The sequence below is a fragment of the Cupriavidus sp. CP313 genome (assembly GCF_054072015.1).
Map to the genome: position 1 here is coordinate 1 of NZ_JBSVZB010000049.1, position 19,026 is coordinate 19,026.

Annotated in this window: 13 protein-coding genes and 3 pseudogenes; 3 read left to right on the forward strand and 13 right to left on the reverse strand. The window is 62.9% G+C overall.

The window, feature by feature from the left end; all coding sequences use genetic code 11:
* Window positions 1-1,089 (forward strand): annotated as a pseudogene (locus ACW4E8_RS37835) (phage major capsid protein); the annotation flags it as partial.
* A gap of 446 nt (window positions 1,090-1,535) precedes the next feature.
* Here ACW4E8_RS37835 and ACW4E8_RS37840 read toward each other — a convergent pair.
* Both ACW4E8_RS37840 and ACW4E8_RS37845 read right to left on the reverse strand, forming a co-directional pair.
* Window positions 1,536-2,111: a hypothetical protein gene (locus ACW4E8_RS37840; protein WP_456809157.1), complete on the reverse strand. Its 576-nt coding sequence runs from the start codon at window positions 2,109-2,111 to the stop codon at window positions 1,536-1,538.
* 43 nt (window positions 2,112-2,154) lie between these two features.
* Window positions 2,155-2,682 (reverse strand): hypothetical protein, encoded by a 528-nt coding sequence (locus ACW4E8_RS37845; RefSeq protein WP_456809158.1) that lies wholly within the window; start codon window positions 2,680-2,682, stop codon window positions 2,155-2,157.
* A gap of 352 nt (window positions 2,683-3,034) precedes the next feature.
* Here ACW4E8_RS37845 and ACW4E8_RS37850 point away from each other — a divergent pair, with 352 nt between their 5' ends.
* Both ACW4E8_RS37850 and ACW4E8_RS37855 read left to right on the forward strand, forming a co-directional pair.
* A complete protein-coding gene (locus tag ACW4E8_RS37850) occupies window positions 3,035-3,331 on the forward strand; it encodes a hypothetical protein (RefSeq protein WP_456809159.1) in 297 nt (98 codons plus the stop codon).
* Window positions 3,332-3,938: 607 nt separating this feature from the next.
* Window positions 3,939-4,645, forward strand: a pseudogene (locus ACW4E8_RS37855) (hypothetical protein).
* A gap of 622 nt (window positions 4,646-5,267) precedes the next feature.
* Here ACW4E8_RS37855 and ACW4E8_RS37860 read toward each other — a convergent pair.
* The 11 genes and pseudogenes from ACW4E8_RS37860 to ACW4E8_RS37910 form a co-directional block, all read right to left on the reverse strand.
* Window positions 5,268-5,657, reverse strand: coding sequence for a hypothetical protein (locus tag ACW4E8_RS37860; RefSeq protein WP_456809160.1), 390 nt, complete (start codon window positions 5,655-5,657; stop codon window positions 5,268-5,270).
* A gap of 375 nt (window positions 5,658-6,032) precedes the next feature.
* Window positions 6,033-7,028 (reverse strand): 2-hydroxyacid dehydrogenase, encoded by a 996-nt coding sequence (locus ACW4E8_RS37865; RefSeq protein WP_456809161.1) that lies wholly within the window; start codon window positions 7,026-7,028, stop codon window positions 6,033-6,035.
* Between the two features lie 52 nt (window positions 7,029-7,080).
* Window positions 7,081-8,673, reverse strand: coding sequence for an aspartate:alanine exchanger family transporter (locus ACW4E8_RS37870; RefSeq protein WP_456809162.1), 1,593 nt, complete (start codon window positions 8,671-8,673; stop codon window positions 7,081-7,083).
* Window positions 8,674-9,365: 692 nt separating this feature from the next.
* On the reverse strand, window positions 9,366-10,556 hold the full coding sequence (locus ACW4E8_RS37875; protein WP_456809163.1) for an acetate/propionate family kinase: 1,191 nt from the start codon (window positions 10,554-10,556) through the stop codon (window positions 9,366-9,368).
* 4 nt (window positions 10,557-10,560) lie between these two features.
* Window positions 10,561-11,523 carry a phosphate acetyltransferase gene (locus ACW4E8_RS37880; protein ID WP_456809164.1) on the reverse strand — a complete coding sequence of 321 codons (963 nt, stop codon included), beginning with the start codon at window positions 11,521-11,523 and terminating at the stop codon, window positions 10,561-10,563.
* A gap of 39 nt (window positions 11,524-11,562) precedes the next feature.
* Window positions 11,563-13,884 carry a DUF3141 domain-containing protein gene (locus tag ACW4E8_RS37885; RefSeq protein WP_456809165.1) on the reverse strand — a complete coding sequence of 774 codons (2,322 nt, stop codon included), beginning with the start codon at window positions 13,882-13,884 and terminating at the stop codon, window positions 11,563-11,565.
* Window positions 13,885-14,044: 160 nt separating this feature from the next.
* The gene (locus ACW4E8_RS37890) at window positions 14,045-14,632 is read right to left on the reverse strand and encodes a hypothetical protein (protein WP_456809166.1); all 588 of its coding nucleotides are present in this window, start codon (window positions 14,630-14,632) and stop codon (window positions 14,045-14,047) included.
* Window positions 14,633-14,690: 58 nt separating this feature from the next.
* Entirely contained in the window at window positions 14,691-14,945 is a 255-nt protein-coding gene (locus ACW4E8_RS37895; RefSeq protein WP_456809167.1) for an RNA-binding protein, read from the reverse strand.
* A gap of 74 nt (window positions 14,946-15,019) precedes the next feature.
* Window positions 15,020-15,292: pseudogene (locus ACW4E8_RS37900) on the reverse strand (DUF2950 family protein); the annotation flags it as partial.
* Between the two features lie 1,794 nt (window positions 15,293-17,086).
* Window positions 17,087-17,623 carry an N-acetyltransferase family protein gene (locus tag ACW4E8_RS37905; RefSeq protein WP_456809168.1) on the reverse strand — a complete coding sequence of 179 codons (537 nt, stop codon included), beginning with the start codon at window positions 17,621-17,623 and terminating at the stop codon, window positions 17,087-17,089.
* Between the two features lie 765 nt (window positions 17,624-18,388).
* A complete protein-coding gene (locus ACW4E8_RS37910) occupies window positions 18,389-18,928 on the reverse strand; it encodes a 3-keto-5-aminohexanoate cleavage protein (protein WP_456809169.1) in 540 nt (179 codons plus the stop codon).
* Window positions 18,929-19,026: the final 98 nt, after the last annotated feature.

Genomic DNA, 19,026 nt, shown 5'->3' on the forward strand with positions numbered 1-19,026 from the left:
CGACAGAGCTCAGGAGGCGCTTGGCCGCCTTGGAAATTGAGCGAAGTCCCTTTTCGACGGAGGCGCGTTCCAGCCGGCGATGGGGTGGAGGCCGAGAAGCCGCTGTGCGTTGGGTAAAACCCACCCTCGTTGCAGAAGTCGAGTTTTCCGAGTGGACCCCCTGAAGGCCAGGTGCGTCAAGCCTCGTTCAAAGGCCTGCGCGCCGATCATCCAGCTAAGTCGATCCGGCGAGAGGCTGTCCAGACTACCGTGACGCCGCGCGGCGTGAGCGCCATCAAGGTCACCAATCCGGACCGTGTGATCGACAAATCCACAGGCATCACCAAGGTCGAGCTGGTTCGCTACTACGAGAGCGTGGCGGTGCTGATGTTGCCCCACCTCAAAGATCGGCCGCTATCCTTGGTGCGCGCGCCGGATGGCATTGATGCGCCGACGTTCTTTCAGAAGCACGCGGAAACGGCGCTGCCCGGCCTCACCGAGCAACCGCAATCCCTTTGGCCTGGCCATGCCGCATTACTCACTGCTGATTCGGCAGAAGCAATCGTCGCCGCTGCCCAGATGAATGTGGTTGAGTTTCATACGTGGAATGCCGTGCGAGATGAATATCTCTTCCAGCAGCCGCATCTTCTCGGGCTGATCGCCGAACGCGTTCACGAATGTGGTCATGTCGACCTCGTCGCCCCATTGCTTTTCGACGCCGTGCTGCAAGTCCTGGGCGAACTGGAAGACTCCGGCTACTTGCCCAGCGCGGTGTTGATGCACACCAGCGCCTGGCGCGCGATTCGCGGCAGCAAGAACGCCGACGGCAACTACCTGCTGGTAGGCGCACCGGCCGGCACCACGCAACAGGTCATCTGGGCACTGCGCGTGGCCGCGCTCTCGCAGATCCCGGCGACCGACTTCGTCGTGCTGGACAACCGCTACGTGGCCATCCTCGATCGGCAACGCGCCGCGCTCGAGTTCAGCAACAGCGACGGCGACAACTTCTCGAAGAACCTGGTCACGGTGCGCGCCGAAGAACGAGTCGGTACGCTGATGAGCGATTTCGCCGCCACGCGCAAGGCAACGTTCGCCGCGCCGGCGCCCTGAGGGTTTGATTGCTCGAGGCCTGGCAGCGCTTCCAGGCATCGACGGGGGCTCGCCGCTGACTCCCCCGATGCAGAAAAAGGGCGGCCGTCTGTCATGCGCGCCTTCATCGCACGCCTTTCGCGCAGGGGCAGGCCGTAGCGCCCACCGAGTTACCTCGATGCTCGGTGGGCGTTTTCGTTCGGGCAAACCCAGGGCGAGGACCAGGATGCGTACATTGCGGACGCGAATCTCGAGCGGCGCGATCTCACGAAGGGGCAGAAGGCGATGCTCATCGCCATTCGCGTGCCGAAGCAACCTGGCAAAAAGCGAACCTCTTTAGAAACTAAAGAGGTCTCTGATGGGCGGATTTCTCAAGCGCGAACTGTCATCGAGCACGCCTCCGAACTTATCGACCTGGTGATCGACGGCACGATGGGTCTCGATGCTGCGCCGTGGGAGCGCGAGCACTACGCTCGTTCATCGTTCTCGAACGAGGCGAGGATCTCCGCAAGAGTCCGGATCGCGCTCTCTTTATCCTCTTGCGGGGTTGTCCGTCCAGAGAACGAGACGGTGAAGGATTCAAACCCTACATTAGGGGCGACGGCTTGATGAAGACGGACGGCCAGTGGCTCCACGATGCTCCAGAGGGGAAACTCCTTTGCGCCAGTCTTGATGTATCGGAGTCCCTGGTATTCATTCAACTCGACGAGCAGCTTCAAGGCCTTCTCGTCTAGTTCATCGAGCGCAAAGAGGTTCTGCAGTCCGAACTCGTTCGCTTTGTTGAGGCACGAATAGATGTCGTGCATATAGGGTTTGTTGCGCAACTCCTTCGTGGTCACGCCGTGGTGTCGCAGATAGGCCTTGAGCGTTAGCTCGATACCATGCAGTGCCAGGAAGTAAGCGGGCGTCGGTGAGACAACTGCGTAGGCACTCCCTTTGCCGAGATGCTCATCAACAATCCTCGCGGCGGCGATGTATTCATACGCAAACCGGGCGAGGCCTACGGCTGTGGTGCGGTCATCTCCATCTTCGGTGGTGGTCATCGGCGCCTCGACGCAAAGGGATAAACGAACCCGAGCGCGGGAGTTAGAAGCCGGCGCCCATATTGATGCGGCGGGATGCAGCTATGGCACGCTCTTGTTCGGCCTGCAGTTCGCCCTGCAGTACGCCGCTCCGCACTTCGGCCTTGCAACCGGGGCACCTCAAGATCGACGAACCTCCGGCTCGCTGCAAGACTAGCTTCTTGCCCGCATCGAAACAGGCTTGGCACAGGTAGTGACGATCTTGACCGTTGGCAGGCGGTTCCTTCAACGCGTATGCGAACGAGAAGCTTCCGATGGCCATGAGTTCATAGAGATCCCGCTCATCAGCTTTCGCTTGCAGCTCGCGCACTTCGGCCTCTAGCTCCGCGATTCGTTGGTCAGCCGCTCGCGCTTGCCTGATGCCCTTGAGCGCTTCCTGGGAAGCTTCCAGGGCCGCCATGTTGACGTTGCGCAGTTGGTCGACCATGTCGGCGACGGCCTTCTCGGTCAAAGCCTGGTCGCGGGCCTTCAGTGCGGTCTTGAGAAGGTCGAGTGCTGTGCTGGCACTGGCAACTGCGGTCGTGAGGTCCATCGTGAGATCTCCTGGCGGGTAGATGCCGTCGATGGTAGCAGAGGGTTTGCCTGGTGCCGAAACGGAAGCGCCCCCCGAAGCTTGGCTTCAGCGGAGAGCGCGGTGGGCTGTCCAACGAACCGCCAGGAGCGATGGAGAGCCACGGTGGCAGTGTACATCCGGCGCTCGCCGCAATCGTCGACGCAACGTTGGGCTGATGATCCGGTCAGGCGGGTTTGCCTGGTCGGTTCGATTTCCGGGCCTACGATCGTTTTGCCGGCCGCGTGGCTGTTTTTCTCTCACCCCACCAAAGTGGGGTCGCCACGATGGTGCTCTTGTGGGGAAATCTGGCGCTCAAACGAGGGGAGGGAGAGTGAAAAAGATTCTGCTAGTAGCGCTCGCATCTGCGAGCCTGATGCTGGTTGCCTGCCAGAGCGTTTCCAGCGTCGTGCCGGCAGGCAATGGCACGTACATGGTTGGCTCCGAGGTTCGCGGCGGTTTCTCGTCGTGGGCCGAAGTCCGCGCGCTCACGCTAAATCGCGCGAGCGAGTACTGCGCAGGCCAAGGCAAGGAGATGGAGCAAGTGGATAGCAAGACGCGCGGGGCGCGCGGCTGGACGCCGCAGGAGGCCGAACTTACCTTCCGCTGTAACGAGCCGAAGAAGAGCTAGCCACTTGGCGCATCGGCATGGCCAGCTGTCGTGAATTGCGGGCCTACGCGCCTCGATCGCCTCGGATGCCCATCGCGGTACACCGACATCACGACGGCAGCGGGCTGAACAGTTTCGATCATCGCGAAAAGCGCCCAAGTCATGCAACAGGAGAATGAGTTCCTTCAGCGCCGCGCCGCCGAGAACAGCCAATATCAGGTGCAGGTCGCCCATGCTCAGGGCGCAGAAGCACAGATGCGGGCAAGCAACGCAGCGCCATGTTCATCGCTGGCGAGCCAGGCGCGCTCAGTCGAATCCGCCATGCGATAACCGAACGGCCCGCAATGGCTCGATAACTTGAAGCAGCAACATCGCAGCGTCCGCGGTCTCCGAAGCCGGGACGACTGGCCTCACTCGACTCACGAGACAAAAATCCTGAAGGCGGCCGAGTACTGGAACCAGCGAACTCCACTAGCAATCATCACACTGGTTCGAGCATCTGGGCTAACGAGTAACTAACCTGGGTCGGGTTGTCGTGGCTCAATCCTACCGGGATTACCCAAGACCAGTGCGCTGACTGGCCCCTGCCACTCTGTCCGACCATTGATAATGGTTTCGGGAGTTCGTCATGGCAGATACACCCAAGACAACTATTAGCGCACACACGACCGTGGCGCCGGAGGATGCCGAGATTCGGGAACCGGTGCCGGATGTGGTGGACCTCGTCTCCGAGATGTGCTTCGGCCTGTTTTATGGCGCTCACCTTTGTCGGCGCGGTGTCGAGCGGCACGGGCGGGCCGAATGCAAAGTCGCACCATGCTGTATGCCGCGTTGGGGTGCAATCTGGCCTGGGGGGTGGTCGACGCGGTCATGTTCCTGGTTCGCACACTAGCGGGTCGCGGCCAGCGACTCTCCCTCACCATTGCTGTCAGCAATGCGGGTGACCGGACGGCGGCCCTCGGTTTTATACGTGATGCACTGCCCCGGAAAATGAGGTCGCTCGTTACCGATGCGGAACTTGAGACCATGCGGGCGCGGCTCGCTGGAGCCACGGCCCTGCCAGCCCGTCCGCGTCTGAATGCGGCCAACCTGCTTGCGTCCGTGCGAATCTTCTGCATTGTCGTCCTGACCACGTTTCCGGTAGCGCTGCCATTCGTGCTACTCGCAGACGTCCGCCAGGCGCTACTCATCTCGCGCCTGCTGACCCTCGCCATGCTATTCGTCGCCGGATGGGCGCTGGGCCGCCATGCAGGCATCGGCGCTTGGGTCACTGGCTCGGGCGTGACGGCGCTGGGGGTCGCGCTGACCGCGGCCGTCATTGCGCTGGGTGGCTGAGATGCGAGCCGCATTCTTGTTGCTAGCCACCACGCTTCCCGTCGGCGGTGTCCACGCACAGGAACCGCCATCGCCTACGACAGACGCCGCCGCGCAGGCTACCGGCGCACCGTGGACTTTCTCGGCAACAGGCTACTGGAACATGCCACGCGAGAGCGGCGACTACCTCAGCAGTATCTTCATTGCCGACGAAGTGGGTGCCAAACCGGTCGCCCGCGCGTCAGTTCGCCACCGAGGGATCCGTCAGCGCTCCAGAGTCCGTCGTGCCGTGAAGAGACTTTCCCGTCAGAATGCGGTCGGCGACAGATCCAAGCCGCCGCTCGAATCGATCGAAATGCGATAACGGATCGTCGAGGCTGGATTGAGCTTTACCTCCCTCTCCTTCAACCCACCGAGACACATTGCCGAAGTCTGAGCGCCAAGAATGATCGTCCCCGGCTTGGCGTAGAACCGAGCTACTTCACCCGATCTGAGTCGCCCCACTTCCTTCCCTTCAACTGATAGGACTGTATCGCAAGCGCTGCCGTAAAACCCTTGATCTCGGGTCACGACTAACGTCGTAAACTCGCCGGGCGGTGGGCTTTGCAAACCGCTAAGTCTCTCTGAAGGTACCGGCGTCGCCTCACTCGCCGGTATGGGCGTGGTCGAGCATGCGGACGCCAGCATTGTCACCACGCAGACAGAAAGGATTTTTCTTGGGATTAACACGTGGCTCTCCAGAATGCTCCACCGCATTGAGTGTAGGAACAAAGCGATGGTTGCGGGTCGGTTTTCCGTATTTCCATGAAAATCCGGTTACCCCGCCGTCGTATCTGCGCCACGAATGGTAGGCCTCTCTCCGCGGCGCGTCGTCGCCCGAATAGAAATGCGCAAGCAACGTTGCAGCCATGTTGCGACGACGCCCGGACGATGATTTGGGCCTGGCGATGCGCCGTTGAGCTTCGATTCGAGCGTTGGCATGGCATCCCTGGCAGCGTCCATTTACGGTGCCTTGTATTTGATTGACTTCCACGGTTTGACCAACGTTCTCCCAAGCTTGCTCAGGCGGGGCGGGCGGCGGTCTGACTTTGCACGTGGTATTCGGCAGGGGGTGCGCGCGGGTATCCGCGCGATTCGTCGCTGGTGGTCAGCGGCTGGTGGATGTGCCGGAGGTGCTGTGTGCCAGTCCCGACTCGCTAGCCGCGCACGGCACGCCGCACGATCCGTGCTGGCCGGCTGGTGGTCGCAGTTGTTGGCGCCGTGGCGGTGGCCAGATTTGCCGGTGGCGCTGTATTCGTTCCCCCGGCATCTGGCGTCTCGAGTGCGCGCGATCGTGGATTGGGCGGCGGGCTTTTCGGGGAGCGGTTTAAGCCATTAGCGGGGCGCGACATGAGGCCGACAGCCGTGTTCAACTGGCGCCGACTTCGTTCGTGAGCGACTTGCCGCTTTCGAACTCCGTCACGCTGCGCAAGGTTGTTTCGCAAATGGTCGTCACGGCCTCGCGCGTGAGGAAGGCTTGGTGCCCGGTCACGATCACGTTAGGAAAGGTGATTAGCTGCTGCAGCACGGAGTCGTCGACGATGGTGCCGGACAGGTCGCGGAAGAACAGGTCCGCCTCCTGCTCGTACACGTCGATCGCCAGCCCGCCGAGTTGCCCGCTCCTGAGCGCTTCGATGACCGCTTCCGTGTCGATCAGCCCGCCGCGGCTAGTGTTGATGAGCAAGGCTCCCGGCTTGGCGCGCGACAGCGTTTCGGCGTTGATGATGTGATGGGTCTCGGGCGTGAGCGGGCAGTGCAGCGAGATGCAGTCCGCGCTTGCGCCGATTTCTCCCTCGTACGCGTAGCGTCCACCAAGGGCCTCGAATTCCGGGGACGGGTACTTGTCGTAGCCGATCACGTTGCAACCGAACCCGACCATGATTTTCGCAAACACGCGCCCGATCTTGCCGGTGCCGATCACGGCCACGGTCTTGCCGCACAGGTCGAAGCCCATCAGGCCTTCGAGCGAGAAATTGAAGTCCCGCGTGCGATTGTAGGCCCGGTGGATCTTGCGGTTGACCGCCATCAGCAGGGCCACCGCGTGCTCGGCGACCGAGTTGGGCGAGTAGTCGACAACGCGCACTACCTTGATCCCGAGCGCCTGCGCGGCTTTCAGGTCGACGTTGTTGAACCCGGTGCAGCGCAGCGCGACCAGCTTGGTGCCACCGCGTCCGAGCGCTTCCAGCACGGTCGCATCGGCCCGGTCATTGACGAAGATGCACACTGCGCCGTGGCCCGCGGCGAGGCCCACCGTCTCACTGTCCAAGGGAACTTCGAAGTACTTGAGCTGATGGCCTTCGGCCGCATTCGCGGCATCGAGATGTTGACGATCGTAGGACTTTGCGCTGAAGACGGCGATTTCCATGATGTGTCTCCGCGGCGAATCGCATGGCGCGCTTCGCCCAGGTTGCCCTGCACTATCCGCCAGCCAGTGTGGCGGCGACCTGTACGAACAGGATTTTCACGATGGTCATTGACGGGAAGATCATCGAGTAGCCGAGGTCGGGCCGGTCGGTGGGCGCGACGCGGTTGGCAAAGGCAAGGATGGCGGGATTGCCGGTCGCGCCGCAGATCACGCCCACCGCCAGGTCGAACGGCAGCCTGAAGACCCAGAGGCAGAAAATCGCAGTGATCAGCAGCAGGGCAAGCAGAATCACCACGCCATAGATCAGGAAGGACACCCCGGTCACGCCGATGGTGGCGAAGAACTTCGGCCCGGATGCAATGCCCACCTGTGCGAGGAAGATGGTCAGCCCGAAGTTGCGCAGGACCAGGTTGGCCGACAGCGGCATGGTCCAGACGAACGGCCCGAGACGGCGCACCCGGCCGAGCACGAGGGCGACCAGCAGCAGCGCGGCGAGCCCCAGCGCCAGCGTGCCGACGCCGGGAATCGGCAACGGGATCAGCCCCACCAGCAGCCCGAGGGCCGCGCCGATGCCGATCGAGATAAAGCTCAGTTCGGCGGTGCCCTTGATGGAGTCGCCGAACAGCACGCGAATCGGCTTCATGTGGGCGCGATTGACCAGCAGGCCGACGCGGTCACCGAACTCGAGGATGAGGTCGTCGCTGGGCATCAGGTCGGCATCGCCGCGCCGCACGTGGGCGATCGAGCAGACCGTGCCTTCGGGAAAACGGATATCGCGCAGCGTGTGCCCGACCACGAGCCGGCTTGAGGCGAACACGCGCATATAGTCCAAGTCTTCGCGATGGCTCGTCATGCGGCCCGGCTGCAGTTCCCCGCACAGCGAGGTGGCTTCACGCAGCACGGCCGGGTCGGTGGCGGTCGCGAGCAGCACGTCGTTGGCCTGCAGGACCAGGTCGTCGGCGGACGGCTGGTTGTGGTGGGCGCGACGCACGGCGGCAATCGCCACCCCGTCCGGCAGGGCGGCTACGAGCTCCGACAGCCGCGCGCCGATAAACGCCGCGTTTGACAGCACAATCTCGGCGGTCTCGATCAGCTTTGGCGGCGGCCGCACGATATTCGGCTTGAGCAGCGCGGTGAGGGCATACAGAAACAGGATCGGCCCTGCCACGCCGACTGGGTATGCGACGCTGTAGCCCACCGCGGCGCCGTCGCTCTTCATCGCCGCCATCGCGGCCTGCAGGCTTGCCGTGCTGGTGCCCGCGCCGGCGAACATGCCTAGCGACTCGTCTAGCTTCACGCCGACCAGCGGCACCAACGCAACCGCGACCAGTCCGGAGCCAACCACGCCAAGGACCGCAGCGGCGTTGGCCTTGATGCCATCGGGGCTGGTCAGACCCTTAAAAAACTGCTCCCCGTACTGGATCCCAATGCCATAGAGAAAGAGCAGCAGCCCTAGGGTGCCAAGGATGGCAGGCGGCGCGGACTTCGGCGCGAACCCGCCGATCGCCAGCCCCACGAACAGCACCGCGCCCGAACCGAGCGACACGCCCTTGATATTGATCTCGCCGATGACATAGCCCAGTGCAACCGTGAGGAACAGCGTGAGCAGCGGCTGGGTTTCGAGCAATGTCCGGACTGCATCCATGGCAGCTCCTTTCTGATGGGCAGGAGCAAGGGGGCAGCGATAAGCAACTGCGCAGGGTCACGCGCGCACTGCGCGGACGGGGTTGACAGCCGTTGTTCCGGGCATGCGTTATCGTGTGCGGCTTGTATGAACCCGATCATCGTGACACGCACCGGCCGGCACGGCGGCAACCACCGGAATGCCCCTCGAAAATATACGATGCGCCGCACGAATTCAAGAATTGAAGCGGCGCGGCAGCGGGGCTACCAAACTTCCCAACTCTGCCAAACTTGCAATCGGCCCTCCGTCAGCCTGCGGCGGGACGCGCGAGCTCGCTTCGGGCACCGCCGGGCTGACCGGCAGCATCATCCCGATCCGCATCGCGTGGGGTCCCACCTGCGCGAACAAGCGGCCGCCGTGCTGGTGGCGGTCACTTGACGATGGCCAGCCCCAGCCCGAGGTTCTGCCGGGCTGTCGCTGCGCGCCCCGTCGGCACGGTAGAAGCGGTCAAACAGGCGGTTGGCACCTCTTAAACACAAATCTTCTGCCAAGCCCTATCTCCACCTTACGGCAGCGCCGGCCTCACTTTCGCCCACATGCTGCGGCCAACCGCGCGCTAACCAATCGAGAATCGAGAGTCTCCCGAACGCGCTACGTTGCCCCCGGGGGGGCCGGCGATGACCATGTCGCTCCCTTGGTCAGCGGTTGTGGCGTCATCGCGTCGGCGCCGCGATCGCCTCCCGCGTATGCCTGGCGATCATCAATTCCTCGTTGGTCGGAATAACCCAGACAGGCACACTTCCGGAGGCCGCGCTGATGCGCGGTCCGTCGCTGGCATTCGTCGCGGGATCGACGCTCACCCCGAGCCATGTCGCCAGCCGGCATACGCGTTCGCGGATTGGCGCAGCATGCTCGCCAATGCCGGCGGTGAAGACCAGCGCATCCAGTCCCTGGGCCGCGGCGGCCAGCGAACCAAGCTCCCGGGCAATACGGTAGGTGTACAACTCGACGGCAAAGTGGGCTTGCGGATCGTCGCTGGCGAGCAGCGCGCGCATGTCGCTGGACAGGCCGGAGACACCGAGCAGGCCGGACTTGCGGTAGATAAGGTCCTCGATGGCGCGGGCATCCATCCCGAGTTCGCTGATCAGGTACAGGATCACACCCGGATCAAGGTTGCCGCAGCGCGTTCCCATCGGCAGGCCGTCCACCGCGGTAAAGCCCATGGTGCTGGCCACGCTGCGTCCCGCCACCAGCGCGCACATGCTGCTGCCGTTGCCGAGGTGGGCCACAACAGTGCGGCCCGCCGCCGCGCCTGCATCGACCCTTGGCAGGACACTGGCGATGTACTCGTAGGACAGTCCATGGAAGCCGTAGCGCCTGATGCCTCGCGCGGTTACCTCCGCGGGCAATGCGAATGCCTGTGCCACTTCCGGCTGCGCCCGGTGGAAGGCGGTGTCGAAGCAGACCACTTGGGGCAGTTCCGGGCGCCGCTCGGCAAGGATGCGGATCGGTTTGAGATTGTGTGGCTGGTGCAGGGGTGCGAGCGGGCATAGCGTGTCCAACTCTGCCAGCAGCGCGTCGGTCACCCTTTCCGGCTGGGTGAAGCGTACCCCGCCGTGCACCACCCGGTGCCCGACCGCGCTCAGCGTATGCCCTTCCCCATGGCCGCGCAGGAAGTCCGCCAGGAAGGCAATGGCACCCTCGTGCCCGAGCGCGGTACCGGCGTCCCACCGCCTGGTCTCGACCTCAGCGCCCACGGCGTCGGTGGCGTGGAATGCCGGTGCCGCGTAGAGCCCTTCGATGCTCCCGCGCAGCACCAGCCTCAGTGAGTCGTCATGGGTATCGTAGGCACAGTACTTGATGCTCGATGAACCCGCATTCAGGACCAAAATCAATTCGGCCATGGCATCACCCCGCCACCTGGCTGGATTCCCGGCGTACCTTGGCCACCAGCGCGGCCACCGCGCAGGACGCCAGCCGGGTCGTGACGGAGTCGGCACGGCTGGTCAGGATGATCGGCACCCGCGCGCCCAGCACGATGCCCGCGGCGTCGGCGCCGGCCAGGAAGGTCAGGCTCTTGGCGAGCATATTGCCGGCGTCCAGGTCCGGCACCAGCAGGACATTGGCGCGCCCCGCCACCGGCGAGTCGATCTTCTTGATCCGCGCCGCATCCAGGTTGATCGCGTTGTCCAGGGCAAGCGGTCCGTCGACCACCGCGCCGGTGATCTGGTGGCGGTCGACCATCTTGCACAGGGCAGCGGCATCGAGCGTGGACGGCACCTTCGGGTTGACCGTCTCCATCGCGGACAAAATCGCAACGCGCACCTCCTTGACCCGCAATGCGTGGGCCAGGTCGATCGCGTTCTGCAGGATGTCGGCCTTCTCGGCGAGCGTCGGCGCTATATTGACGGCGGCGTCGGTGACAATCAGAGCGTCCTCATGCCCCGGCACATCCATCACGAAGCAGTGGCTGATGCGCCGGGCGGTGCGCAAGCCGCTGTCGGCCTTGACCACGGCCCCCATCAGCTCATCGGTGTGCAGACTGCCCTTCATCAGGGCCTCGGCCTTGCTTTCGCGCACCAGCTGCACGGCCGTAGCCGCTGCCGCATGACTATGCTCGGCATCGACGATCGGGAAATCGCGGATGTCAAGGCCGGCTGCGCGCGCAGCGTCCTCGATGCGGGAACGTGGCCCGACCAGGATCGGCGCGATCAGGCCCAGCCGTGCGGCCTCCACCGCGCCTTCGAGCGAAGACTGGTCGCACGGATGCGCCACCGCGGTAGGCGTGGGCGGGATCGTCTTGCAATAATCAATCAGACGCTGGTACTTCTCATGCTTGGCGTTCACGGTTTGCTCCTGCGTCAGGGTCATTGGTGTCGGTCGCCCGCGATGCAGGCGACACAAGGCGCGCTAGGACGCGCGCTTGAGCGCGACGGCCGTGCCGCGCACGCGTTCCGGCTTGGCGCCAAGCACGGTGTGGATCTTTTCAAGCATGACTGCCTGCTCGGGCGTGAGGGTGGTGCCAAGCAGGCGCTCATCGGTACGCAGCTTCTCCGCCAAGGCCTGCAGCCGCTGCCGGTCGGCATGATTCCTGAGTAGCGTCGGCAGGGTCTCAAGCGCCTGCTCGGGCGCGTACCGCGCGATCAGTTCCTGCTGACCGCGGATCTTGCGCCAGGCGTCGGGCGCCAGTTCCGGCAGCAGATCCGCATAGTCCGTCACCAGTTCCTTGCGCAACTCTAGCCTGGACAGCGGCAGTGGTTCGCCCTTTCGGCTCAGCAGGCAGGCGAGCCGGGCGAGGGCCTCGGCGTATCCGCCACGCCCAACTGCGGCCAGCGCCGTCTTGACTTCCGGCAGGTCCTGCGGGGCGGTAGCGGCTGATGTGCCCGCGCGGGCGGGAGGCTCGCTCCCTGACAGGAACGGGAACAGGTTGGCGTACACGTTGAAGAACGTGTACTCAGTCATGGCATCGCGCACGGCCCGGTAGGCGTCCAATCCCGCGCTGAGGATTTCCGCCCCCGCTTGTTCCTGCTGCCGCAGCGGATGGTCCGGGTCCAGCGCCTGCCGGCTGGCCCTGACCGCGTCGGCCGCGGGCTTCAACCATGCCATCCACGGGTTCAGGTCCGAAAATAGCCAGTTCTGCATGCGCAGCGGATGGAATTCGCGCAGCATCCGCGCTGTCATTTCGTTGGACATGGCCTGGACGTAAGGCTGCGCAAACAGCTCGTAGGCGCGCTGCGTGAAGTCCGACAGATTGGCGACCGCCTCGAACGGCTTTTCGTCCACGCGCTCAAAGCGGTTGAGCCTGCTGGCGATCTCCTCGAGCGAGCGCTCCTCGAACTCGACCTCGTACGCCACGCCAGCGCTGCCCTTGCGCTCATGGATCCGCATGGCGTAGAGGCCCGGCGGCAGCAGTTCAATGCTTTTGAGCACCGAGACGATCTGCGCGTGCTCCTTCTGCGCGACCTTGCCGGAGACAAAGATGCCGAGATGGCCGACGCTCCGGTGCATCAAGCCGACGATCACCTGGCCGCGGGCCTTGATCTCCTCGGTGCTGCCGTAGATGTCCACGACCCAGTTAAAGGCCTGCTGCGGGGGGGTGATGTTGTCGCCCATCGAGGCGAACAGCACGATCGGCGAGCGGATTTCGCGCAGATCGAACGCCTTGCCACCGGCCCCCTTGACATCACCGCTCCAGAGTTTGTTGCCGACGAACAAATTGCGCGTGATCCATTCGATCTCCTCGCGGTTCATCAGGTAGTAGCCGCCCCACCAGCGCTCGAATTCCAGGAAGCGCGGCGGCTCGGTATCGACCTTCCTATACAGGTTGTAGTACTTGTCCCAGAGACTGTTGGCTGGATTCAGGTTCTCGAAATTCTGCACCAGCCAAGCGCCATCGAACTTGCCGTTGCCGAGGTCCGCCGTGTACGAGGCCAGCCAGGTCCCACCCAGCAGTCCGCCGGAATAGCGCATCGGGTTGTCGCCTTCGCCCTCGCTCCAGGCACCACTCCAGTACGACATGGGCGCGCCGTTGATCACGATGGGCCCGGTGTCATCCGGGTCCGAGGCGCCCAGCATCATCGCGGCCCAGCCGCCCTGGCAATTGCCGATGATGGCTGGCTTGGCGCTGTGCGGATGCAGCGCGCGCACCCGCTTGATGAACTGTTGCTCGGCCTCGCATACGTCCAGCAGGGTCTGTCCCGGCTCGGGATCGCGAAAGAAGATGACGAAATAGACCGGGTGGCCGGCCCGCAAGGCCACTCCCACCTGCGAGTCGTCCTTGAAGCCGCCGATGCCCGGGCCGTGACCGGCGCGCGGATCGATGATGACATAGGGGCGGCGGCTGTCATCGATCGTCACGCCATCGGGCGGAGTGATCTTCAACAGCGCATAGTTGACGGGCCGTTCCAACTGACGCCCATCCGAGACGGTCTCGTAGCCAAAATGCAGGACCGGCTTGAGGCCCTGCATGGTGTTTTCGACAAAGTTGTTGCCCCGTTGCCTTAGCGTGTCCCAGAACAGGATGGCACGCTGCATGCTGTCGATGGCATAGGCGTAGCTGCTCATCGGGTCCATGCCGGCCATCGGGTTGGTCGGGCCGGCGCCCGGCTCCCCAACGGCTTGCTGCACGCGGCCACTATAGGCCTCCTGCGCATTCTTCAGGCGCTTTTGCAGCACCATGCCGGTCTTGAGGCCAACTTCACGCGCGTGAACCAGTTGCTTTGCTGCATCCATGCCGTTCTCCGCTGGGAATTTTGTGACACGGTTGGCCAAGTAAGCGGGGGTCGGTTCACCGTGGCGACACCGCATTGACCGCGCCCCGACCGCGGACGCTAGGAAGGAAGGGGCCCGCACGGTCAGCGGGCTTGGCCTCTCCTGGGATGATCCTGTGCTGCTACTTGGCTGCGGCCGGCTGCACGGACACAGCAAGGGCCTCGGTATAGACCGCTTCAACCCGGTCGCCCTTCTTGATGCCCTTGAGACGTTCCGGATCCTCAACCACGAGGTCCACGGTGCGTCCTTTCGGACCCTTCAGGGTGACGGTCTTGGCGCTGGTGTTGACCGCGACAACGTCCGCCGTGACGGTCACCTCCCGGCCGACTGTGCCTCCTGGCTTTGATCCCGGCGCCGCACGGTCCGAGATCTCGCGCTCGTTCATTGAAAGCGGCCCCTTACCCTTCTTGAGGCTCATGGTCAGGGCTTCCTTGTACTCGATCGTGACGGTATCGCCGACCTTGAGCTGTTCGAAGTTCCTCGCCTCCGGCCCCACGACGAGATCCGTGGTCTTGCCATCGGCGGATTTCAGCGAGACCGTTCGCGTCGGCGCGTCGATCTTGACGATCTTGGCGGTGAGCTTCGCGGTGCCGGTCGCGGTCGCCTGTCCGGGCGACTGGGTGACATCCACGCGGGTTTCGGGTTGCGCCCACGTTGCCGTGGTTGCCACCAGCATTGCCGCCGCGGTCAGTAGTGTCTTGCCTTTCATGCCATCCTCCGTTTGCTAGCCTTGCAGTAGGTCACCAGCCAACGCTTCCAGTCGCGCCTCAACTGAAGCGCTCTCTCATCACAAGCGCACTTAGCTTGTGGCCTCTCCAGAACATGTCGTGGATACGGCCTTTCAGCTTTTCCAGGCTTACGTCGTCGAGCGTGTCGAAGGCCAGCCTGACAGCGGGTCGGGTGCCGTCGCCTTCCATATGCTCAATGCTGTGGTATTCCGGAAATCCATATTTCACCAGGAAGGCGCGAATTTCCTCATCCGTGGCTTTGGCGTCGAGGTTTCCAAGCAACAAAATAGACATGACTCACCTCCGCAGTTAGGCCAGTCGTCGGAATATGCCGTCGACAGCATCGACGACGGCAGGCAAGCCGCGTGTCATGGCGTCACCTCGGTCCAGACCGGCCCCGAGTCGAATGACTCGATCGCCGCCGCCCTGGCAGCGCTGCTCGCGCCGAGATCCCGCTCGAAGACACGCCCGTCGTGGCTGACCATGAAACTCTTGATGCCGGTATTCCCGTACCGGAGCAGCCAGGCGATCACGGCAAAGCCGCCGAAGAGCTTTCCGTTGACGACATAATCGTACTTGCCGCCCGGCGCATGCGGGCCCTGCGAGGTCAGCCGCTGGTAGCGGTAGCCATGGTAGTGAGCGCAATGGGTGCCACCAGCGCCTTCGAGTCTCCATGACCAACCTCCCTCTTCCGACTGGCGAGCATCGTCCGGCTGCACGTCATGCCCTTGAGGCAGTCAATGACTGCCGGCGGAAGCGCGGCAGCCAGGCCCCGATGTGCGTCTTGTTCCGAACTCTAACGTCAGCCCCGGACGCAACAGAACTGAATTTTTTCGGATGACGAGATAAGAAAAATTTCCCCCACGGACCGCCGGATGAATGACCAATCGTATCGGACTCTGCGTGCGCTATGCTGAACTGGCGCGGATCCGCCGACCCAGTGGAGAACGATCATGCGGCACCACTTGTTAGATTTACTCGAAGCAGCCGCCCGGCCTCAAGATCTACGCGGCAGGCGTTGACGCAAACGGCAAGCCGACAAAGTTCCGGCAGATGTTGACCGAGAAAGAAATCTACTGGCACTTGTGGGGGCTGGACCAAGCAGGATATTTCGCTTTGCCCTACCGCGCGAGTCCATCCAGAATTTTGACGGACGCGGCGGGCGTGACCGGACCATGATCATCGTCCAGGCCATCGGTGGCGACGCGCGGAGCAGGCCGGCCAACGGATGCTTCTGCCTTAACTAGCTTGACGTCACGTTGGGCGTGTCTCCTGTGCGCCGCTTTACTGAGGCAGTTCACTTGAACCGCAACGTGAGTACTTCAATTGCACAGAGTACCTGGGAGAGCCGTTCCATCAATGGTTATCCCATGACAGGAATCACTCGGGGTAGCGGCAATGCCCTCCGAGCTCAGCTCTCGGTCGAGGGGCAGTTTGCCGATTTTAGTGCAGCAAGAGCGAAACTCAGTCGAAAGTGCTGGAGTATTCGTCATGGCGGGAGAAGCCACGGCGGGTTGCTGAGGCGTCGGGACGCTTTTGGCCACCGAGGGCTGGTCGGGCTGTTCAGACGCCGGGCCAATCTTCCTCGCTGGAGCAGTCTTCGCTGGCTGCCCGGTTGCTGGGACATTCCCCGTCGCCGGACGAACCCTTGCAGGTGGCTCGGGTGTCGGGACGATTTTTGTGGCGGAAGATGGTTGGATAGGTCGGTCTGCGTTCGAGCCTGTCGACACAGGAGAGACGCACTGGCCCATCTGGCAAATGCGCTCGCCTTTGCACTGCATGTCATATTCGCATCCAACTGCACCGGCGTGCGGCTCAGTCCCCACGGCGATTGACAGGGCGAGGAGCAAGCCTGGCGCTTTCATCTCCAGCTTCGCCTCCTCCTCTACGTTCGGTGATTGGCAGGCTGCTCGGCCCTAGCGCAAGCCAGACTTGACCTTTTCGTAGTCTTAGGGGGCCATGTAAGGTGATGGCGTCCTATATCGCAAGACGATGCGACCCCACGAATGCTCGTTCCGACGGAGGGCGACACCCCTAGTATGGAGGACTTCCAGCGCTTTGGCTCCTGCGCAATGAAGCGCGCAAACGCCGCGGAAGATTACCCACGACCAGCGCCGCATCTGCGCTCAGCCGCTCGACCGAGGCCAGCTTCTTCACCGCTCTATTGGTGGCATCGGCCAGTTTGTCTGGGGCCGGCTGGGGCAGCGAGGCTTGGCGGGGTGGGTAATGGCAGCCTTGATCTCGTCGTACAAATGCAACGCGGACTAGCCCGCAGCAGCGGTATCTGCTGCAACAGGGCCGAATATACAACTGCAGCCCATCCTGTCTAAACGAGCACGCGAGAAGCTAGCGCAAAGGGCACGCGTTCATATAGATCACCTCAAACGGAAGACATCGCAGCAAGACGCATGCACCTAGCACCTACTCTCGCTGCCTTAAAGCGCAAGCGTCACCACGCGCAGCGTGGCATCGTCTGGACACGCTAAATCGGCAAATCCAAAACGTTTAGCCAGTCGCCGCATCGCGGTATTCGACGACAAAACATACCCTTCCATGCATCGATAGCCGCGGCTCCGAGCGATGTCGATCAGTGTACCCAGCAGTCGGCTGGCCAGGCCGAGCCGATGCCAGTCATCGGCGACAGTCACCGCAAACTCGCAGGTATCGCTGCCCGGCGCCGCGGCGTAGCGTGCTCCACCCACAATAGACGACACCTTGTTTTCCGTGGCAAGCGCTACCAGCGCAATCTCGCGCTCAACCGACGGATGCGTCGCTTGTTCGAGCATCGCTTCCGGCAGTTGTTGCATGGCAGCCATGAATCTGGCGTAACGCGCATCGGCAGAAAGCCTGTTGAATGCCGCCAACAGGCCGACCTTGTCGTCTTCGGTAATCTCCCGCACCAGCACTTCCCGGCCATCGCACAGGGGCACGTTGAACGGCACGAAGTTTGTCGCGTCAGACTTGTCTTGCATGGCAACGGTGTCGAGAGGAATGAAAGCGAGTTCGTTGAATGGACCCCCGCAGCATTTGATAGTAGCTGATCCGGCGCAGTTTTCCGATATCGAACATAGGCGATTACCCTATGAAGCAATACGGCCTGCGTCCATGCGCAGATAGCGCACGAGCTAACAAACATGGCAACCTTGTTGCCCCCCCTTCCGAGGGCTCAGGTCGTGCGGCGCAGCCTGCCATTCATCTGGTCGAATCTGCGCGGGTTCCTTCGGAACCTAACGGATCGTGATAAGGCACCGTTATCGTGCCTTATCGCGCCGACGCGACGGCGTGTCATCCTGCTCACCCACCGTCTTACAGTCTGTCCCATTGATCGCGATCAGGGACAGCGTAAAGCCGTAGCCTGCCCTGACGAGCCACTCGCCCACACCGTCACCTTGTCATTCAAACGTCGGCTGTGCCAGTTTCCGCCGCTCATGGATCCTTCAACGAGCGACAGAATCGGCCGAGGAAGAGACGATTGCCAGCCCCCCCTGCATGACCGCTCTTCGCACCTCACCGGCCGGGGAGGGCTGGATGAGAAGAAATTGAGGGGCCAGGTATATCAAAGCCGCCCCATCCTGATCAGGCAGAGCGCTCGCGTAGTTCTTTCTTATTGATCTTGCCGACACTGCTTCGCGGAATATCGGAAACAAAGGCTATGCGGTCCAGTTCCGGGACGGCATATTTGCTGATTCGCTTCGATTCGACATGTTCCGGCAGTCGTTCGCAGATTGCGCCTGGCTCTAGCCGAATACCAGGGCGTCTTCGCTGCTGGCGACCTCGCGGTTGAGCTCACGTGCGATGCGCACCATCTTCTCGATCTGCTGCACGGAGGTCGCGCGCTCGCCGTCCGGCCCGAACAGCGTGTCCTCGATGCCGACCCGCACGTGCAGGCCCATGGCGATGGCCATGGTGTTCATCGGCACTACATTGCGATTAAGCGTCTCCAGCGTGAGCACGGCGCCATCCGGGGTGCGGCGCACGAACTCGATCATGTCGGCCGGATGCAGGCCGGATTGGCCGCCGCCGATCGCCACATAGTTCAAGACCAGCGGCCCGGTGTACACGCCGCGGCGGATCAGGCGCTCAACCGTTTCCAACTGGGTCAGGCTGCCGAGCATGAAGTGCGGCTGGATGCCGGCGGCGGTCAGCCGCTTCAGGTGTTCCACATGCCACGACGGGTTCGACGGCACGATCATGTCGTTGTAAGCCGCCTGGATCGCCGGATTGGTCAGCGAAGTGCCGGCCACGTCAGCGGGCGTCATCAGCTCCATGATGTTCATCTGGCTGGTGTTGCGTCCCTGAGTGCCTTCTCGCGCTGGTTTAACGGGCACTTTGGCTGCAGCGTCTCTCAGTGGCGAGCGCGGCAGGAGCGATGAAA

Bases quoted from the DNA above. Each gene is read 5' to 3' on its own strand.
- ACW4E8_RS37840 (WP_456809157.1), bottom strand. From the start codon at position 2,111: ATGACCACCACCGAAGATGGAGATGACCGCACCACAGCCGTAGGCCTC.
- ACW4E8_RS37845 (WP_456809158.1), bottom strand. From the start codon at position 2,682: ATGGACCTCACGACCGCAGTTGCCAGTGCCAGCACAGCACTCGACCTT.
- ACW4E8_RS37865 (WP_456809161.1), bottom strand. From the start codon at position 7,028: ATGGAAATCGCCGTCTTCAGCGCAAAGTCCTACGATCGTCAACATCTC.
- ACW4E8_RS37870 (WP_456809162.1), bottom strand. From the start codon at position 8,673: ATGGATGCAGTCCGGACATTGCTCGAAACCCAGCCGCTGCTCACGCTG.
- ACW4E8_RS37875 (WP_456809163.1), bottom strand. From the start codon at position 10,556: ATGGCCGAATTGATTTTGGTCCTGAATGCGGGTTCATCGAGCATCAAG.
- ACW4E8_RS37880 (WP_456809164.1), bottom strand. From the start codon at position 11,523: ATGACCCTGACGCAGGAGCAAACCGTGAACGCCAAGCATGAGAAGTAC.
- ACW4E8_RS37885 (WP_456809165.1), bottom strand. From the start codon at position 13,884: ATGGATGCAGCAAAGCAACTGGTTCACGCGCGTGAAGTTGGCCTCAAG.
- ACW4E8_RS37890 (WP_456809166.1), bottom strand. From the start codon at position 14,632: ATGAAAGGCAAGACACTACTGACCGCGGCGGCAATGCTGGTGGCAACC.
- ACW4E8_RS37895 (WP_456809167.1), bottom strand. From the start codon at position 14,945: ATGTCTATTTTGTTGCTTGGAAACCTCGACGCCAAAGCCACGGATGAG.
- ACW4E8_RS37905 (WP_456809168.1), bottom strand. From the start codon at position 17,623: ATGCAAGACAAGTCTGACGCGACAAACTTCGTGCCGTTCAACGTGCCC.
- ACW4E8_RS37910 (WP_456809169.1), bottom strand. From the start codon at position 18,928: ATGAACATCATGGAGCTGATGACGCCCGCTGACGTGGCCGGCACTTCG.